The sequence below is a fragment of the Streptomyces sp. H39-C1 genome (genome assembly GCF_027158125.1).
GTDB lineage: Bacteria > Actinomycetota > Actinomycetes > Streptomycetales > Streptomycetaceae > Actinacidiphila > Actinacidiphila fildesensis.
This window is the reverse complement of sequence record NZ_JAPVLS010000070.1, coordinates 25,019-41,856: the sequence shown is the minus strand read 5'-3', so window position 1 is coordinate 41,856 and position 16,838 is coordinate 25,019. Positions and strand designations below refer to the sequence as shown.

Below are 16,838 nucleotides of genomic sequence, written 5' to 3'. Positions count from 1 at the left end.
CATGGGAGCGCCACGCGGGCCTTCTGTCAAGGGGCCCCGGGAGAACCGTTAGCCGATCGCGGCGAACGGCCCTCCCGGGGCGATCCCGCTACCCCACGTCCAGATGGTCGAGATTGGGCGCGCCGGTCGCCGTGGTCGCGGTCACCCGGACGGTGTTGGCCCCGGCGTGCAGCGCCGCCGTCAGCGTCGAGTCGGCCCAGGTGTTCCAGTCGCCGGTGCCGTTGAACGCCCTTGCGGACATCACGGTCGTGCCGTTGACCGCGATGTCCATCGGACGGTTGACCGTGGTGCCGTTGGCGTACCGGACGGCCAGCGGTACGTTTCCGGCGGCCGCCGCGTCGACCGTCCATTCCACGTACGCGCCGGACGCGTTGCCGGTGTTGACGAAGCCGGTCCCGGTGTACCCGGTGTGGTCGGAGTCGACGGAGCTGCCCGCGGAGAAGGCGGCGGCCTCCGCCTCGTAGCGGGCCGGGGACGGACCGGTGCTCCCGGTCGCGTACCCGGACCCGATCCAGGTCTCGTCGATGCGCAGCCGCTTGTAGCGCGCGGTGTCGGTGGAGGCGGCGTAGGTGCTGGTCACTTGGAGGCGGACATGACGGGTGGTGACCGCCGGGATGTCGATGGTCGCGACCCCGCGGGCGCTGGGCAGGGTGCCGGACTTCACCGGGCTCCCCCACGTGCTGCCGTCGCTGCTGACGTACACGTTGTAGCCCTTGATGCGTGCCGACTGCTCGGTGGCGGAGCGGGCGTAACTGACCGAGTCCTCCCGCTGGTTGATGCCGACGTACCGCACCGGCTTCGACGATCCGAGGTCGAAGTCGAGCCGCACGGGCAGCGTCTGATTGCTGTCCCAGTACGTCAGATAACTGCCGTCGGCCGCCGCCGGGGCGCCGTGGCCGCTCGCCGAGGCACTGGCGCTCATCGTGTACGAGGAGGCCGGATAGATCCCCGTACGGCCGTCGGCGGTCACCTTGAAGACCGTGTCGTACGGATCCCAGCCGCCCAGCCCGGTCAGGGTGAGACTGCCGCCGGACTGGCTGAAGGCGATGGGCGCGCCGGTGCGCAGATCGGTGACGGCGGAGATCCGGTACCCGTTGTCGCGCAGGCGCAGCGTGCTCGTCGACGGCGGGGTGACGACATGGATGTACTGCCGGTCGGGGTCGGACGTGCTGATGGTCGTGACGCCGCGGGCGCCGTCGTTCCAGGCTCCGGGTTGCAGGCCGCCGTACAGATAGCCGCCGCCCTCGGTGCCGTGCAGCGATTCCCAGATCGGGTTCAGATAGCTGTTGGCGAAGGTGTTGAAGGCCTCCTGGTTCGACGGGAACCTGCCGTTGACCTGGGCGGTCTCGGCCATCAGCGCCTTCACGGACGATCCGGCGTTGGTGATGAGCCGGCCGAGGGTGAGGGCCCGGTCGACGGCGGGGTTGGAGCCGTCGTACCACCAGGCCCCGGTGGAAGGCAGTTTGAAGTCGGCCTCGGTCAGCCGGGGGCCGGCGGTGTAGAGCGCCTGCGGGTAGTCGTACGCCGGGGACATGCCGGTCTTCTGCTCGTTGCTGATCATGTCCATGATGGGGGTGTCTTCGTTGTTGTTGCTGATCGTGTAGTTGGGGCGCTTCTGGTAGATCTGGGCGTAGAGGTTGTGGCTCTCCCAGTACGCGTTGTCGTTGTCGATCCAGAACCCGCCCAGGGTGGGATAGCGGTTCATGACCTCGAAGAAGTTGTCGTAGGAGAACTCCCCGAAGCCATCACGGGTGGTGAGGTCGACGGTCTTGCCCTTGTACGACGAGTAGGCACCCGAGTTGAGCCACTCATGGCCGCCCTCGGCATGCCACTGCGGGTCGTCGGTCATATAGAGGATGACCTTCAGGCCCTTCGCGCTCGCGGCGGTGATCAGTTCGCCGAGGAAGTCGCGGTGGGTACTGCAGCTGCCGGGGATCGCCGACGGCCACGGCCGTGCGTAGCCGAGCCGGCTGTGGAACGTGGCGAGCACCAGGTACTGCGCATGCAGCTTCTGGGCCTCGTTGACCCAGTACGCCGGGGTCCAGCCGCCGTTGGTGACATCGGACTCCCACTGGGCGCAGTCGGTGTGCGCCGGGGCGGTGCGTTCGCCCCAGTGCAGGAACAACCCGCTGGTGGAGCCGCGCAGGAAGTCCTGCCGCGGGTTCTGCAGATCGGCGCGCGCCGCGGTGCCGGGCAGCAGCAGGGCACCGAGGATCAGCGCGACCACGGCCAGCAGCCGCACGAACGTCCTCCGGTCCGCCCTCCTGTCCATCGCGTTCATACCGGACCGTCCAGGTAGTCGAGGTTGGGGCAGCCCGCCGCGGTCGTCGCGGTGGCGCGGATGGTGTTGGCTCCCGCGCGGAGCGGGACGTTGACGACGGCGGTGTGCCAGGTGTTCCAGCTGCCGGTGCCGCCGAAGGCCGTGCCGGCCGGGACCGCGGCGCCGTTGACGGTGATGTCCATCGGGCGGTCGGCCGTGGTGCCGTTGGCGTAGCCGAGGGTGATGTCCGCGGTGCCGGCCTGCGCGGCGTTCACCGTCCACTGGACGTAGGCGCCGGCCGCGTTCGCGGAGTTCACGAACACGGTCCCGCTGTAGCCGGTGTGATCGGTGTCGACCGTGCCACCCGCGGAGTACGAGCCGTCCTCCGCCTCGTACCGCGCGGCGGACGGCGGCGCGCAACCGGCGGTCGAGCCGGTGGCGTTGACGCGCAGCGCCCCGCCGGTGGTGTTGGCACTGTTGGCGACGCAGTAGCCGGTGACGCCCTGGAAGCCGAGGTCGTACGGGCTGTTGGTGCCGCGCTGGGCGGTGAAGTGGTCGAACTTCACCGTGCTGCCGGTGTTGGCCAGGACGGCGGGCCGGCCGTCGTTGGCGGCGAAGCGCACCGAGCTGTCGGTGAAGGTGATGTTGTTGGCGTTGTGCAGGTACCAGCCGTAGGCGGGGCGGGTGCCGATGCTGTTCGGGTTGTAGTCGGTGGGGTTGTTGGACGGGACGGTGACCGCCGTGGTGCCGCTGCCGCCCGGGACGGTGATGTTGACGTTCCGGAACGTCACACCGTCGATGTGGTTGCCGCCGGACTCGCCCCACAGGGTCGGGCTGAACGCGGGCGAGGCGCCGGTCGCGGTGATGTTGTCGTAGGTGATGTCACTGATGTGACCGACGCCCGGGCTGTTGCCGCAGCGTTTTCTCGTGCCGATCTTCTGCATGATGGGTGAGCGCACACCGGTCATGGTGATGTCGCGGTAGTGGACGTCGGAGATGTCGGCGCCGTCCATGGAGACCATGCCGAGGCCCGACTTGTCGGCGCCGGTGATCGTGATCGCCTGGAACTGGTAGTCGGTGAAGTCCCCGCAGGTCTCGGAGCCGAACATCAGGGCGTTGCAGCAGCGCGCCGACAGATGTGAGTCATGCACGACGACATGGCCGTTGGGGAGTTTCGCGCCGAGCGCGTAGTCGCTCTTGAAGACGAGCGCGTCGTCGTTGGCGGCGATGTCGGCATGCGTGATGACGGCGTTGGTGGTGCTGATGATGTTCCAGCCGTCCCGGTCGCTCGCGGTGTCGATCGTCAGACGGTCCGAGGTCACGTTGGAACAGCCGTTGATGAGCGCGGCGAAGTGGCCGCCGCGCCGCAGGGTGATCCCGCTGAGCGTCAGGCCGTTGCAGCGCGTCAGCGAGATGATCTTGTCCGCCTCGCCGGCCTTCGGGTTGCCGGTGATGAGGTTGCCGCCGCCGTCGATCGTCCCGGATCCGGTGAACCCGATGTTGGTGAGCCGGTCGCCCCAGATCATGGCGTCGTGGAAATGGCTGTGCCCGTAGTCCTGGTACGCGTCGTACGGGTTGGACTCCGCCGCGTCGTAGGTGTCGGCGCTGGAACCGGTGAGCGTGGCGCCCGAGTCCAGCTGGAGGGTCACATTGCTCTTCAGGCGGATCGAGTTGGCGGACTTGTAACTGCCGGACGGGAAGCGGACGGTGCCTCCGCCGGCGGCATTGGCGGCGGTGATCGCCTTGTTGACGGCGGCCGTGTCGTTCGTCGAGCCGTTGCCCGTCGCACCGTAGTCCCGGACGTTGAACTCGGCGGCCGCCGGGGCCGCCGCGCCGGGTGCGGAACCGGGTGCGGAGCCGGCCGTGCTTCCCATGGCGGGTGCCTGCGCCAGTCCGAGAAAGACGAACAGGGCGAGACCCACGAGAACTGCGATTCGCTTCATCACGTCACTCCCCGGCCTTCGGCGAGCTGCTGCCGGTGGTCCCCCGGAGCTGCTCGTTCATGATCAGGAAGGCGCCGAGGCCGTGGAAGTCGTTCGTGGCCCGGGTGCGCCCGATGTAGTAGGCGTAGGTGCCGACGTTGGTCCCGATGGAGATGTCGGAGAGGTTGGTCCGGCCGTCGGTGCCGAGCGCGACCTTGGCCAGCACACCCTGGTAGCCGCGCCGCGCCACCGCCGCGTAGTGCGGGTCGATGTAGCCCTGCTCCGCCGCGCGCGACAGGGTGAAGGTGAACATGCTGGAGCAGGACGTCTCGGTCCAGTCGTCCGAGTGGGTGCCCTTGTCGGCGACCTGGAACCAGCGCCCGGTGGCCGGGTCCTGGTAGTGCTCGATACCGGCCGCCAGGTTGCGCAGGATGGCCAGCAGCCGGTCCCGGCGCGGCTGGTTCGCCGGGATGTTGTCGAGGACGTCGATGGCCGCCATGCCGTACCAGCCGACCGCCCGGCACCAGTACTCCGGGGCCAGCCCGGTGGACGGGTTCGCCCAGCTCGCGGTCCTCGACTCGTCGTAGGCGTGCTTGAGCAGGCCGTTCGGCTGCTGGAGATGGGTGCCGTAGACCACCAGCTGCTTGGTCGTCTCGTCGTCGGCGTACGCGGTGTCGTTGAACTCCCGCCCGTACTCGACGAGGAACGGGTTGACCATGAACGTGCCGTCGGCCCAGAGCTGGTGGGCGCGGCTGTCCGAGGTGGAGTGCCAGAATCCGCCGTCGGAGGTCCTGGGGTACGTGGCCAGCCGATTGCGGATCTTGGTGGCGGCCGTCCCGTACTTCGCCTGGCCGGTCTCGTGGCGCATGATCACCAGCAGCCGGCCGGCGAGCATGCTGTCCAGGTTGTTGAAGCTCTGGCCGATGGCGCCCTTGCTGTCGACGAACCGGTCCACCCAGCTCTTGATGTACGCCAGGTCCTTGGGGTTGTGGGTGCGCTGGTAGACGAGGTACTGGCCGTAGAGGTAGAGGCCTACGGGGTACGACCAGCCGCCGATCTGGCTGGGAGTGAAGCGCGCCATCGTCGAGTCGGTCATCGCGACCGACCAGTCGGTACCGGCGGCGGCGACGCCGGGAGCGGACACCGGAACCGGGGCTGGAACCGTGACCGAGGCTTTCTCGGGTACAGCCGCCGCCGGTGGACCGTTCAGCGCGACAAGCGCGGCGCAGGCCGCGAGCGCGGCCGTCAGAGCACGTAATCCGTTCATGATCCCCTCACCCTGAATCCCCTGCATCGGGGGCTGATCGGGTAGCAAAGGTTGGACCTTTAAACGGAATCTAGCAGCGCTGAAACATCTGTCAATAACCCTAACAATTATCGTCGAACCAACAACTGGCTGGATCTATGGCTCCCAGAGTGACCCCTGGGACGAACCAGAGCCTCGATGATTCGGACATGCCAGACATCAGATATCGGATGTATTACCAAGAACCATAAGTCGCCAGAAATGCGGCGTGCAGGGACGATGAGTTCTGCGGCGGCGGATCGTCTACCTCACAGACAGCCGCGCCCGAACCCCGCGCCGGGCAGGCACCGCGAGAACAGCTGGAAGGAACCCCTCATGCTCTCCACCGACTACGTCCCGGGCGCGCCGAACTGGCTCGACCTCGCGAGCCGCGACATTCCGGCGTCCGCCGCGTTCTACAACGCGGTCTTCGGCTGGGACTTCCAGTCCGCCGGCCCCGACGCGGGCGGCTACGGAATGTTCGTCCTCGACGGGAAGACCGTCGCCGGTGTCGGACCGATCATGGTCGAGGGCGTGGAACCGCGCTGGACGCCGTACTTCATGACGCCCGACGCGGACGCCACCGCCAAGACCGTGGAGCAGGCGGGCGGCACCGTGCCGTTCCCGGCGATGGACGTCTTCACGATGGGCCGTATGGCCGTCTTCACCGACCCGGCCGGCGCCGGGTTCAACGTCTGGCAGCCCGCCGACAACAAGGGTCTGGACCTGGTGACCGCCGACAACGCGCTGTGTTGGGTCGAACTCCACACCACCGACGCGGCCGCCGCGAAGGCCTTCTACCACCAGGTCCTCGGCTGGGACTTCAACGACGCCCCGATGCCCGGCATGACCTACACGCTCATCCGCCCGGCGGGCACCGACGCCGAGGCGGAGCACGGCGGCCTCATGGAACTGCCCCCGGGCGGCACCGGGCCCGGCAGCACCCCGAACTGGCACCCGTACTTCGGGACGGCCGACTGCGACGCCACCTTCGCCACGGCCGTCGCGCACGGAGCCACCGCCATCATGCCGCCGGACGACGCGCCCGGGGTCGGCCGGCTGGCCATGCTCCTGGACCCGGCGGGCGCCCAGTTCGCCCTGCTCACCGGGGCGGCGCCGGACGCCGGCTGACCGCACGCACCGACGGCCGTCCCACGGCTCGAACGCTCACCGGCACCCGCTCCCACGGGGGGAGGGGGTTCCGGTGAGCGCGTTCACGGGCCACGCCGACCCCGTCGGCCGTAGGTCCCGTCAGCCGATCGGCAGGCCGGTGTAGTTCTCGGCGAAGTCGGTGGCGGCGGCCGTGGACCCGGTGATCCGGCCGAGCTGGGCGGTCTGCAGCCGGGTGGCGAACGGCGACTGCCCGGGCTCGTTGTGCAGCGTGGTCGTCAAGAAGTACGAGAAGTGCTCCGCGCGCCACACCCGGCGCAGACACGTCCGGGAGTAGGCGTCGAGCAGCTCCGCCGATCCGGTGTCCCGCAGCTCCGCCAGCGCCCGCGCCAGGACGATGACATCGGCGGCGGCCAGGTTCAGGCCCTTCGCACCCGCCGGGGGCACGATGTGCGCGGCGTCCCCGGCCAGCAGCACCCGCCCGTACCGCATCGGCTCGGTGACCGAACTGCGCATCGGCAGCACGGACTTGGCGGTGATCGGCCCCCGGTCCAGCTTCCAGTCGCCGTCGATCGCGAAACGGGCGTCGAGCTCGTCCCAGATCCGCCCGTCCGGCCAGTCGGCGGGATCCTCGCCGTTGGGCACCTGCAGATACAGCCGGCTCACCAAAGGCGAACGCATGCTGTGCAGCGCGAACCCGCGCGGGGAGTGCGCGTAGATCAGCTCGTCGCACGACGGCGCCACATCGGCCAGGATCCCCAGCCACGAGTACGGGTACACCCGCTCGAAGGTCTGCCGCACGCCTTCGGGGATCGCGTCGCGGGCGACGCCGTGGAAGCCGTCGCAGCCCACCACGTAGTCGCACTCCAGGGTCCGCTCGCGGCCCTCGTGCGTGAACCGTATGACGGGCGTGTCGGTGTCCGCGCCCTCGACGGCAGTGGCCCGCGCCTCGAACAACAGCGGCCCGCCACCGTCCAGTTGCAGGGCTATGAGGTCCTTGACCACCTCGGTCTGGGCGTAGACCATCACCCGGCGCCCGCCGGTGAGGGACGGAAAGTCGATACGGTGCGCCCGTCGGTCGAACCGCAGCTCGACACCGTCATGGACCAGCCCCTGCCGGTCCATCCGCTCCCCCGCCCCGCACGCGCGCAGCGCGTCCACGGTGGCCTGCTCCAGGATTCCCGCGCGCTGCCGCTGCTCGACGTAGGCACGGTCGCGGGACTCCAGGACGACGCTGTCGACGCCCGCCAGATGCAGCAGCCGCGCCAGCAGCAGTCCGGCGGGACCGCCGCCGATGATCCCGACCGTGGTGCGCATCAGCGCTCCAGGACCAGGGCGAGCCCTTGCCCCACCCCGATGCACAGCGCGGCGAGCCCGGTACCGCTGCCCGCGGCCTTCAGCTGGTGCGCGACGGCACCGGCGATACGGGCGCCGGACGCGCCGAGCGGGTGGCCGATGGCGATGGCGCCACCGCGCGGGTTGACGACCGCCGGATCGAGGCCGGGCCACTCCGCGAAACAGCCGAGGGCCTGGGCGGCGAACGCCTCGTTGAGTTCGAAGGTGCGCAGGTCGCCGAAGCCCCGGCCGGCCCGCGTCAGCGCGCGGTTGACGGCTTCCACCGGGCCGAGCCCGAAGTACTGCGGTTCGATGCCGGACACGGCGCTCGCCCGGATGCGGGCCAGCGGTTCACGGCCGGTGGCCGCCAGACCCTCCTCGTCGGTGATCAGCAGGGCGGCGGCGCCGTCGTTGAGCGGCGAGGCGTTGCCCGCGGTGACGGTGCCGCCCTCACGGAAGACCGTCTTGAGCTTGGCCAGCGACTCCACCGAGGTGTTGTCGCGGATCGTCTCGTCGCGTACGAGGGTGGTGCCCTCGACGGCGACGACCTCGTCGTCGTAGAGACCGTCCTTCCAGGCGCGCGCCGCCTTCTCATGGCTCGCGACGGCGAAGGCGTCCTGCTGCTCACGGGTGATGCCGTGCTTGTCGGCGATCAGTTCCGCGCCCTCGCCGAGCGGAATCGTCCACGCCGGTTCATGGCGCCGGTTGACCATGCGCCAGCCGATGGTCGTGGAGTACATCTCCTGATGGCCGGCCGGGAAGGCGCGGTCGGGCTTGGGCAGCACCCAGGGGGCGCGGCTCATCGACTCGACGCCGCCGGCGACGGCGATCGACACGTCCCCGAGGGCGACCGCCCGGTACGCCTGGACCACCGCCTCCAGCCCGGACGCGCACAGCCGGTTGACGGTCACGCCCGGCACCGAGACCGGCAGGCCCGCGAGCAGCACGGCCATCCGCGCGACATCGCGGTTCTCCTCGCCCGCGCCGTTGGCGTTGCCGAAGAAGACATCGCCGATCCTGGCCGGGTCCAGTTCCGGTGTGCGGTCCACCAGGGCCCTGAGGACGTGTGCGGCCAGGTCGTCGGGGCGGACGCCGGACAGCGCGCCACCGTACTTCCCGACGGGGGTGCGGACGGCGTCGACGATGTAGACGTCACGGGTGTTCGGCACGTTCGGCACGCTGGCCATATGGGTCACCGGTCCCTTCCTGCGGCCTTCGGGGCGCGGCGCGGAGAGTTCTTCGCCGGCGTCGGGTGCAGGATACCGAGCCGGGTGATCACCGTGACCGGGGGCCGGGGTGGCACCGGTCGCCCGCGGTGGCACTGATGCCACCGCGGGAGTGGTACCAGCGGGATCGATCTTCGTCCCGGTACGCCGGAACATCGGGAGTGCGACCGCAACACCCTCCAGGAGGAACGCTGTTCAGGTTCGGCATGTCACGGTGGAGGATCTCCGCGGTGTCCGGCGCGGTGGTGGCGGCCATGGCGGCCATGGCGGCCGCGGCGCTGCCCACGGCGGCGGTGACCACGGCCAGTATCTGAACGGCAACGCGTGCGTCGACGGCATCGTCACCGGCTACCTGCTCACCGGAGCCGCTCCGGCCCACGACACCAGCTGCGCGGCGAACCCGCTGCCGGTGCCGGACCCGGCGAGAACGGGCCCCTACGCACTCAGCTGAGTGGCCGCAGCACCTCGGCGACCTGCTGGATCCCGGTCCTGTGGGTTTTGACGCGGTCCACCAGATCGCCGAGGGCGACCGTGTCCGGCAGCGTCTTCCAGCCCGCCGCGGCGCAGTACGAACGGGTCATGGCCATGGCGTAGAACTCGTTCATCGGCGATTCGAGCGGCGGGCACACGGTCAGGGTGTGCAGCAGCGCGGCGGCCCGCCAGGCCGTGTCGTGGCCGGGGCTGTCGGGCGCCATGACGAGGTCGGACGCATGACGCGCTATGGCGGCCTCGATACCCGAAGGGTCCCAGACCGTGGGGTCGGACGGCAGGTGATGGGCCAGGACGTTCCAGGCCCAGGTCAGGTCGATCTTCACGACTTGGGGCCGAACCTCTCCTGGACGTACGCCCAGTTCTCCTCGTTGTTGAAGTCCGCCGCCGCGGCCAGGAACCGGTCACGGTTCTCGTCCAGCTCGCGCCTGGCGGCCTCGGTGATCAGAGCGGTGACCGTGGTGCCCTGCTCAGCGGCGCGGACCTTGAGTCGCTCGAGGAATTCCTCGTCAAGGCGGATCGTCACATGCTTCGACATTGCACCAGCGTACAGCGATAGCGCTGTACGCGGCGAGAGGATCGTCACGCGCGACGCGGCGAGGCCAGCAGGAAGCGCCCGCCCGCGCCGTCCGGATGCTCGGTGACCTGCCAGCCGGCGCGCTCCAGCGCGGCCGCGCAGGCGGCCGTTCCGACCGCGGCGGGCTCGGCGCCGCCGCCGGTCCACTCCACGCTCACGGCCTCGGGCTGTTGCGCGGGGCCGACCCGATATCCGCCCTCGCCTGCCACCGCCGGGGAGCAGCCGGCCGCCTCCAGCGCCAGGGCGGCGCCCGAGACGAGGTGGGCGCGTTCCCACGGGCAGGGCTGGTCGGTGATCCCTCGGTTGGTGACGCGGCGCAGCTCCAGGAGCCCTTCCCAGGCGACGGCGACCTCCCGGGCCCGGCGCGGATCGTCGGCCGTCGCCGGCTCGTCGCCGGTGCGCGCGGCGAAGGTCTCCACCTCGGGCGGCGGGTCGGCGGTGGGCTCGGGCGGGGGCGTGAGCAGTTCGGTGCGCAATGCGAGTCCGGCCGGGGTCAGATAGCAGCGGTGGGGCGCGCGTGGGTGCTTCACGGCGAGCCCTTGGCCGCAGAGCGCGTCGAGCAGCGCCTGCGAGCCGCGGAGCAGCCCGGTGTTCGGGTCGGCGGCGGTGATCAGGCGGCGCTGGGCCACGGTCGGCTGCTTGGTCATGTCCACCCCCGTCCGGTGTCGGTCGTGCGGCGGGGCGTGGTCTGCCGCCCCCTGTGGGACGACAGTACCGACCGGTCGGCCGGGAGCCAGTCCCGGCCGACAGTCCGAGGGGCGGAGCACACTGGAGTCATGTGCCGAAGCATCAAGACTCTCCGACCCCCGATGACCCCCGACGTCGATGACGACGACATCAGGGCGGCGGCGTTGCAGTACGTCCGTAAGGTCTCCGGATTCCGCGCCCCGGCCGCTCACAACCGCGAGGTCTTCGACCACGCGGTGGACGCGGTGGCCGAGGCCACCCGGCAGCTCCTCGCCGAGCTGACCGTGCGCGGCGCCCCGACGACGTAAACCCGCCCGCCGCCGCGGCCGCATTGCGGACAGCACCTGACCGCGATGACTCCTAACGTCAGACCCACAGGTTCCGACGAAGGGTCGTGCGATGAGCTACGTCACCAGCAATCCACCGGACGGTACGCCGACGTGGATCGATCTCGTCGTCCCCGACCGCGAGCGCGCGATGGAGTTCTACCGCGCGCTGTTCGGCTGGGAGTACGCCGTGGGGTCGGCGGAGAGCGGTCATTGCACGATGTGTCTGCTGCGCGGAAAGCCGGTCGCGGCGCTCGTGCAGGACCCGGAGCGGGAACCGGCCGGGGCGTCCCCGCGCTGGACCATGTACATCGCCACCGACGACTGCGACGCGACGGCCAAGCGCGTGACCGAGGCCGGCGGCACCCTGATCACGGCCCCTGGCGATGTCATGGACCAGGGCCGCATGGCTCTTGCCGAGGACCCGGTCGGCTCGCGGTTCGGTCTCTGGCAGGGCCGGGCGCACGTCGGCTGCGAGATCGTGAACGAGCCCGGGTCCCTGGTCCGCAACGACCTGGTCACCCCGGATCCCGGCCCGGCCCGTGCCTTCTACACAGCGGTGTTCGGCTACACGCTCGACTCCAACAAGGATCTCCCGGACGTCGACTTCACCTTCCTGCGCCGTCCGGACGGCTACGAGATCGGCGGCATCTTCGGCCTGCCGGACGCTCCGTCGTCCGCCTGGGCCACCACCTTCGAGGTCGACGGCACCGACGCCGCGGTGGAGCGGGCCACGGCGGCCGGCGGCACGGCCGGTGTCCCCGAGGACATGACCTACGGCAGGATCGCGACCGTCACCGATCCGTTCGGCACGGAGTTCTCCGTCATCACCAGAGCGTGAATCCGCCGTCCGCCCGCGGTACGGGCGGACGGACGGCGGACAGCGGAGCACCGGCGGGCAGGACGTCAGCCGATGGTGAGCCCGTGCCCGAAGGGGAAGAGCGGGTCGCCGGAGTCGTTGGGCATGTCCTCGTGGCCCGCTTCGACCTGGGCCATGGACCGGGGCAGTTCGAAGGGCAGCCGCCCCTCGGGCGCGGCCCTGCCGAAGAGCACGTCCAGCACCGCGGCGTCGGAGGCCCCGAAGGTGCCCACCAGGGCCGCCGCCTGCTCGGCAATGCCCGGGATCACCGCCGGCCGGTCGAGGAAGATGTCGACGACCGTGGGCACCGCTGAGACGACATCGAGGATCGGACGGAGTTCGTCCTCGGTGAAGTCCAGCCGGCCGGCGCGGAAGAAGGATTCGAAGCCTTCGGTGCGCCGGTCGAACGGGGTGGCGATCCGCAGCACCGCGACGTCCGCCTCCTGCGGCGTGGCGACCACGGTGCCGTAGCGCGCGGCGACCTCGGGGTCGACGCCCTCGGTGTACAGCCGCAGTCCGGCGGCGAGGGGCAGCAGCGGCGCGGCGGATGCGGCCGGGCGGTCGGTGAGGACGGTGACCGAGCGGCTCTGCGCCGCGGTGCCCGCGTCGCTGAACTCCTGGCTGCCGCAGATCCGGGCGGCCTCGTCGGGATCCACGAACGGATCGTCGAACAGGCCCAGGACGAACTTCTCCCGCAGCAGCCGGCCCACCGACTCGTCGATGCGCTCCTCACTGATCCTGCCGCCGCGCACCAGCTCGACCACGAGTTCGGGGCAGGCCTCGCCGCCGAGCTGGTCGGCGCCGGCGTCCAGGATGCGCTCGACGCGGGTCAGCCGGTCCAGGTGCTCCGCGCCCCAGGCCCGGGCGGGGAAGGGCGCGCCGAAGATCTCGGAGTCGGTGACCAGCCCCCAGTCGGTGCAGACGATGCCGTCGAAGCCGTAGGTGCCGCGCAACAGCCCGGTGATGACGCCCTTGTTGAAGCCGAAGCCGATCTCCTCGTACTCGGTGCCGACGGGCATCGCGTAGTACGGCATGATCTGCGAGGTCCCCGCCTCGAACGCGGCCTCGAAGGGGATCAGGTGGTGCTTGAAGTTGTCACCGGGGTAGACCTGCTCACGGCCGTAGGCGAAGTGCGCGTCCTCGCCGTTGAGCTGGGGCCCGGCGCCGGGGAAGTGCTTGGTCATCGCCGCGACGCTGGTGGTGCCGAGGGTCTCGCCCTGCAGCCCGCGGATGTAGGCGGCGACCATGCGGGCGGCCAGGCCCGCGTCGGATCCGAAGGTGCCGACGACGCGCGCCCAGCGCGGTTCGGTCGCCAGGTCGGCCATGGGGTGCAGGGCGAGCCGGATGCCGACGGCGAGGTACTCACGGCGGACGATGTCCCCGTGCTGCCGCACGAGTTCCTCGTCACCGATGGCGGCCAGGCCCGGCGGCTCCGGCCACAGCGAGAAGCCTTCGGTGTGCACGCTGGCGGCCGGGTTGTCCATGAACCCATTGCGCGGGTCGGTGGAGATCGTCACCGGGATACCGAGCCGGGTGGTCGCGGCGAGCGCCTGCAGGCGGTTGTTCCACTCGGCCATCCGGCGCGGGGCGGCGGCGCCGAACAGGTTGAAGTGGTTCATCAGCTTGCCGGTCACCATGCGGGAGGTGGAGGCGCGCATCGGGTCGTCGTCTGCGGCGCCGGTCTCGGGCTCGACGAGGGTGCCGTCGGCGTTGATCCCGACCATCGTCTGGAAGAGCAGACCCGCCTTCTCCTCCAGCGTCATGCGCCCGACGAGGTCGGCCGCCCGTTCGCCGGCCGGCAGCCGGGGGTCCTCGTACGGTTCCATGACGCCGTTACCGTTCAGGTCCCGGAAGGGTGTGCCATCGGGTGCCTGGAGCAGGGGTGCGCGGGTCGGTGGGCGGGTCGTCGGGTGCTGGGACACAGGGGTTCGTTCCGTTCTGTCGGCTCTGTGGGCTCACCGCCGCGCACGGGCGCCGCCACCGTGAAAAAGGTCGGTCGGGTCGGCGGTGGTGCGCAGTGCTTTCGGCCCGCGCTGGGCGGTGGTGCGGTGCGAGGGCCACCGGCACCGGCACTTCCCCTCCGGAGTGCCGGGGCCGGTGTCCTCGTCCGGCCGCTGAGGTCAGGTCAGCGGCCGGTCCTGACGAAGCGTTCGAGCCGCCCGGCCTCGCGGCCCTCGAACGTCCGGTCAGGAGTGATGGGGGTGACGGTGACGTTCCCCTGCTGCAGCAGCCGGTAGTCGGCGTCGCGCTTGGTCTCGGGACGGCACTTGGGGTTGTCGGCGGCGCAGAGGGCGCCGCCCACGGTGAACGTGTCGCCGTTCGCGGCGGTCTGTGCGTAGCTGGGCTGGATCAGTTTCTGGCTGCCCACCGACGACCGGACGGTGCTCCGGGGCTGCTGCCCTTCGGCGAGGTACGGGTAGTTGACGTTGACGACGAAGTCGGTGGTCAGCAGCCCGCGATGGCGGAGGGAGCCGATGAAGGCGGCACCGAAGTCGGCCGTCTGCCGGTAGGTGCGGTCGGCGACCTCCAGGGAGGTGGTGACCGTCGGGTCGTAGGAGCTGTTGAGGGCGACGGCGGGCGTGCCCTCCTCGATCGCGGCGAGAGCCGCGCTGACCGTGCCGGAATCGTTCACCACCGAGGCGACGTTGGGCCCGAAGTTGCTGCCCGTGACCACGAGGTCGGGGGCTGTCGTCCAGCCCGCCTTGGCGGCGAGGCCGCCGTTCAGCGCGAGCCGGACGGTGTCGACCGGGGTGGCGCTGACGCTCGCGGCGTCGCAGGCGGCGGCGCCCTTGCACACTCCGAAGACGGCGCCGGCGGCGGGCGCACCAGCGCAGTCCTGGCCGTAGCCGGCGGGCAGAACGGTACGCCGCTGCACGGTGAGCGAGCCGCTGCCGGCCGCGCCCGTACCGGCGCCGCTCTGGTTGGCCCAGGGCGCCATGACGACGACGTCGGCTCCGGCGGAGCACAGCGCGCGCCGCACCTCGTAGAGGCCCTTGCCGTCGGAGGCGTTGGGGCGGGCCATCTGCATGGAGTCGTCGTTGCTCATCAGGATCCGCATCCCGGCGAGCGGCTCGCTGTCATGGTGGTTGCCGGTTCCGGCGTTCGCGCTGCCGCTCAGCGGCAGGACGAGCGTTCCGGCGGCGAGCAGCGTCGTGACGGTGCCGCGGTGGTCACGGATTCTCATCGCACACCCCGCACGCGCAGCACGAGGACGGCTCCCGCGAGGGAGACGGCGGCGGCCACCGGGAACAGCGCCTCGTACCCGGCGGCGCTGACGATCCAGCCGGCGACGGTCGGGGCGAGGATCTGCGGGCCCGCGTTGGCGATGTTGATCAGACCCATGTCCTTGCCCGCGTCCGCGGTGGCCGGCAGGACCTTGGTGATCAGGGCCATGTCGACGGCCATGTAGACGCCGAAGGCGACTCCGCCCGCGACGTTGTAGGCGACCATGCCGCCCTCGGTCGGCGAGATCATCGGAAGGGTCAGCGCCAGCGCAGCCCCGATGCCGGAGGCCAGGACGAACGGCTTCATCCTGCCGACACGGTCGACGAGCGGGCCGATCAGGATCACGGCGGCGATCGTGCAGACCGCGTTGACGATCATCAGGAACCCGACGGTCGGGAGCAGGTCCTGCGGTGGGATCTTGATGTAGTCGGCCAGCAGATACATGTTGTAGGTCAGGACGACGAAGTAGCCGAGCATGACCCCCAGCCGGGACAGGAAGGCCCAGATGAAGTCGGGGTGTTCCTTCGGGTTGACCCAGAAGTTGGACAGGAACGCCCGCGGGTCGAACTTCTGCCGCGGCAGGTCCCGGGCGGACGTGTCGGGCGACACGACGGTGAAGATCAGCGCGGCCACGACGACACAGGCCGCGATCAGGTAGTAGCCCTTCTCCCCCGCGAACCGGCCGCCGAAGCCGCCGATGACACCGTCGAGTCCGAACTTGCTGCCCGGCACACCACCGATGACCAGCGCCGCGACGATGGTGCCGAGCGGCACACCGAGTCCGACGAGGGCGGAGAACGTGCCGTACTTGGACTGCGGGACCCGGTCCGGCATACAGGCGGTGAGCGCCGCCTGGTAGCCGTTCATGATGAACTGCACGACGCCCCAGCTCAGTCCGAGCATGGCGATCGAGTTCGCGTGCGCCTGGCCGATCAGTGCCAGCGCGCCCATCCCGGCGCAGAGCAGGATCCACGGGGCGCGGCGGCCGAAGCGCGATCGGGTGCGGTCCGAGAGCTGGCCGAATATCGGGTTGCCGACGGTCGCCAGGATGGCGCCCGTGGTGCTCGCCGTGGACAGCGCCCCCGTGTCGTTCGTGCCGGTGATCTGCGCGACCTGGATCGGCAGCAGAAAGCTGCCCACGCCCAGCCACAGCAGGTACAGGGCGATGTTCGCGAGCGGGAGCGTGACGTACAGCGGGCCCAGGCGGTAGCGGTTGACGGGGCGCATGACCTCGTCCGGACCTCCGGGCGCGAGGACCGAAGACCCTTCTTCGGGAAGCAGTGTGCTCATCGGTGGACCCTTCAACGGAAGAGACGGCGGAACGGGGGCAGAGCGAGGGGAACGCGCGCCAGTAGTCGAACCGACCGGCTCCGGAGGCCGCGGCGGGGCGTTGTCGGTGAGCGTAGATGACACGTGTCAGCAATGTAAGAGGTCGGTTCACGAAGCAATGGATCCGTGATGCACGACTGTGTGTTCAAGAAGTGAACACATCATTGCGACAGCGCCCGTTCCCGGCCCTGCTGTCCCCGGTCCTGTC

Annotated in this window: 15 protein-coding genes; 4 read left to right on the top strand and 11 right to left on the bottom strand. The window is 70.3% G+C overall.

From position 1 onward, the window contains the following. Window positions 1–88 precede the first annotated feature (88 nt). From O3W51_RS34770 to O3W51_RS34760, 3 genes are read right to left on the bottom strand one after another with little or no spacing between them, the layout of a single operon-like run. Window positions 89–2,281, bottom strand: coding sequence for a discoidin domain-containing protein (locus O3W51_RS34770; protein WP_381588728.1), 2,193 nt, complete (start codon window positions 2,279–2,281; stop codon window positions 89–91). Continuing rightward, window positions 2,278–4,203: a glycosyl hydrolase family 28 protein gene (locus tag O3W51_RS34765; RefSeq protein WP_269288296.1), complete on the bottom strand. Its 1,926-nt coding sequence runs from the start codon at window positions 4,201–4,203 to the stop codon at window positions 2,278–2,280. The genes O3W51_RS34770 and O3W51_RS34765 overlap by 4 nt, the downstream gene beginning before the upstream one ends. A 4-nt stretch (window positions 4,204–4,207) precedes the next feature. Next, the gene (locus O3W51_RS34760; RefSeq protein WP_138355238.1) at window positions 4,208–5,449 is read right to left on the bottom strand and encodes a glycoside hydrolase family 88/105 protein; all 1,242 of its coding nucleotides are present in this window, start codon (window positions 5,447–5,449) and stop codon (window positions 4,208–4,210) included. A gap of 354 nt (window positions 5,450–5,803) precedes the next feature. Here O3W51_RS34760 and O3W51_RS34755 point away from each other — a divergent pair, with 354 nt between their 5' ends. Continuing rightward, window positions 5,804–6,598 (top strand): VOC family protein, encoded by a 795-nt coding sequence (locus tag O3W51_RS34755; protein ID WP_138355237.1) that lies wholly within the window; start codon window positions 5,804–5,806, stop codon window positions 6,596–6,598. A gap of 120 nt (window positions 6,599–6,718) precedes the next feature. Here the strand turns inward: O3W51_RS34755 and O3W51_RS34750 are convergent, their stop codons facing one another. Beyond that, window positions 6,719–7,894, bottom strand: a complete 1,176-nt coding sequence (locus tag O3W51_RS34750) for a 4-hydroxybenzoate 3-monooxygenase (protein WP_269288295.1) — start codon at window positions 7,892–7,894, stop codon at window positions 6,719–6,721. Beyond that, window positions 7,894–9,099 (bottom strand): thiolase family protein, encoded by a 1,206-nt coding sequence (locus tag O3W51_RS34745; RefSeq protein ID WP_269288302.1) that lies wholly within the window; start codon window positions 9,097–9,099, stop codon window positions 7,894–7,896. Before O3W51_RS34745 ends, O3W51_RS34750 begins: the two co-directional genes overlap by 1 nt. Before the next feature lie 253 nt (window positions 9,100–9,352). Between O3W51_RS34745 and O3W51_RS34740 the strand changes: the two genes are divergently transcribed. Beyond that, a complete protein-coding gene (locus O3W51_RS34740; protein WP_331284111.1) occupies window positions 9,353–9,589 on the top strand; it encodes an alpha/beta hydrolase in 237 nt (78 codons plus the stop codon). Here the strand turns inward: O3W51_RS34740 and O3W51_RS34735 are convergent. The 3 genes from O3W51_RS34735 to O3W51_RS34725 are packed head-to-tail and all read right to left on the bottom strand — an operon-like array spanning window position 9,582 to window position 10,851. Further along, window positions 9,582–9,953 (bottom strand): hypothetical protein, encoded by a 372-nt coding sequence (locus O3W51_RS34735; protein WP_138355235.1) that lies wholly within the window; start codon window positions 9,951–9,953, stop codon window positions 9,582–9,584. The two genes, O3W51_RS34740 and O3W51_RS34735, sit on opposite strands and share 8 nt — an antisense overlap. Continuing rightward, window positions 9,950–10,165: a ribbon-helix-helix protein, CopG family gene (locus O3W51_RS34730; protein ID WP_138355234.1), complete on the bottom strand. Its 216-nt coding sequence runs from the start codon at window positions 10,163–10,165 to the stop codon at window positions 9,950–9,952. The genes O3W51_RS34735 and O3W51_RS34730 overlap by 4 nt, the downstream gene beginning before the upstream one ends. Before the next feature lie 44 nt (window positions 10,166–10,209). Further along, on the bottom strand, window positions 10,210–10,851 hold the full coding sequence (locus tag O3W51_RS34725; protein ID WP_138355233.1) for a hypothetical protein: 642 nt from the start codon (window positions 10,849–10,851) through the stop codon (window positions 10,210–10,212). Window positions 10,852–10,980: 129 nt separating this feature from the next. On the opposite strand from O3W51_RS34725, the gene O3W51_RS34720 reads away from it, so the two are divergent. Then, window positions 10,981–11,199: a DUF2277 domain-containing protein gene (locus tag O3W51_RS34720; RefSeq protein ID WP_138355232.1), complete on the top strand. Its 219-nt coding sequence runs from the start codon at window positions 10,981–10,983 to the stop codon at window positions 11,197–11,199. 91 nt (window positions 11,200–11,290) lie between these two features. Continuing rightward, window positions 11,291–12,058 (top strand): VOC family protein, encoded by a 768-nt coding sequence (locus tag O3W51_RS34715; RefSeq protein WP_138355231.1) that lies wholly within the window; start codon window positions 11,291–11,293, stop codon window positions 12,056–12,058. Between the two features lie 65 nt (window positions 12,059–12,123). On the opposite strand, the gene O3W51_RS34710 is transcribed toward O3W51_RS34715, so the two are convergent. From O3W51_RS34710 to O3W51_RS34700, 3 genes are all read right to left on the bottom strand, one after another. After that, entirely contained in the window at window positions 12,124–13,902 is a 1,779-nt protein-coding gene (locus O3W51_RS34710; protein ID WP_138355279.1) for a glycoside hydrolase family 3 protein, read from the bottom strand. A 299-nt stretch (window positions 13,903–14,201) separates the two neighbouring features. After that, window positions 14,202–15,260 carry a 5'/3'-nucleotidase SurE gene (locus O3W51_RS34705; RefSeq protein ID WP_198357503.1) on the bottom strand — a complete coding sequence of 353 codons (1,059 nt, stop codon included), beginning with the start codon at window positions 15,258–15,260 and terminating at the stop codon, window positions 14,202–14,204. Further along, window positions 15,257–16,591, bottom strand: a complete 1,335-nt coding sequence (locus O3W51_RS34700) for an MFS transporter (protein ID WP_138355229.1) — start codon at window positions 16,589–16,591, stop codon at window positions 15,257–15,259. Before O3W51_RS34700 ends, O3W51_RS34705 begins: the two co-directional genes overlap by 4 nt. Window positions 16,592–16,838: the final 247 nt, after the last annotated feature.

Coding starts and splice junctions, on each gene's coding strand:
- O3W51_RS34705 (WP_198357503.1), bottom strand. CDS start 15,260: ATGAGAATCCGTGACCACCGCGGCACCGTCACGACGCTGCTCGCCGCC.
- O3W51_RS34760 (WP_138355238.1), bottom strand. CDS start 5,449: ATGAACGGATTACGTGCTCTGACGGCCGCGCTCGCGGCCTGCGCCGCG.
- O3W51_RS34725 (WP_138355233.1), bottom strand. CDS start 10,851: ATGACCAAGCAGCCGACCGTGGCCCAGCGCCGCCTGATCACCGCCGCC.
- O3W51_RS34745 (WP_269288302.1), bottom strand. CDS start 9,099: ATGGCCAGCGTGCCGAACGTGCCGAACACCCGTGACGTCTACATCGTC.
- O3W51_RS34750 (WP_269288295.1), bottom strand. CDS start 7,894: ATGCGCACCACGGTCGGGATCATCGGCGGCGGTCCCGCCGGACTGCTG.
- O3W51_RS34700 (WP_138355229.1), bottom strand. CDS start 16,591: ATGAGCACACTGCTTCCCGAAGAAGGGTCTTCGGTCCTCGCGCCCGGA.
- O3W51_RS34710 (WP_138355279.1), bottom strand. CDS start 13,902: ATGGAACCGTACGAGGACCCCCGGCTGCCGGCCGGCGAACGGGCGGCC.
- O3W51_RS34715 (WP_138355231.1), top strand. CDS start 11,291: ATGAGCTACGTCACCAGCAATCCACCGGACGGTACGCCGACGTGGATC.
- O3W51_RS34730 (WP_138355234.1), bottom strand. CDS start 10,165: ATGTCGAAGCATGTGACGATCCGCCTTGACGAGGAATTCCTCGAGCGA.
- O3W51_RS34720 (WP_138355232.1), top strand. CDS start 10,981: ATGTGCCGAAGCATCAAGACTCTCCGACCCCCGATGACCCCCGACGTC.
- O3W51_RS34770 (WP_381588728.1), bottom strand. CDS start 2,281: ATGAACGCGATGGACAGGAGGGCGGACCGGAGGACGTTCGTGCGGCTG.
- O3W51_RS34765 (WP_269288296.1), bottom strand. CDS start 4,203: ATGAAGCGAATCGCAGTTCTCGTGGGTCTCGCCCTGTTCGTCTTTCTC.
- O3W51_RS34755 (WP_138355237.1), top strand. CDS start 5,804: ATGCTCTCCACCGACTACGTCCCGGGCGCGCCGAACTGGCTCGACCTC.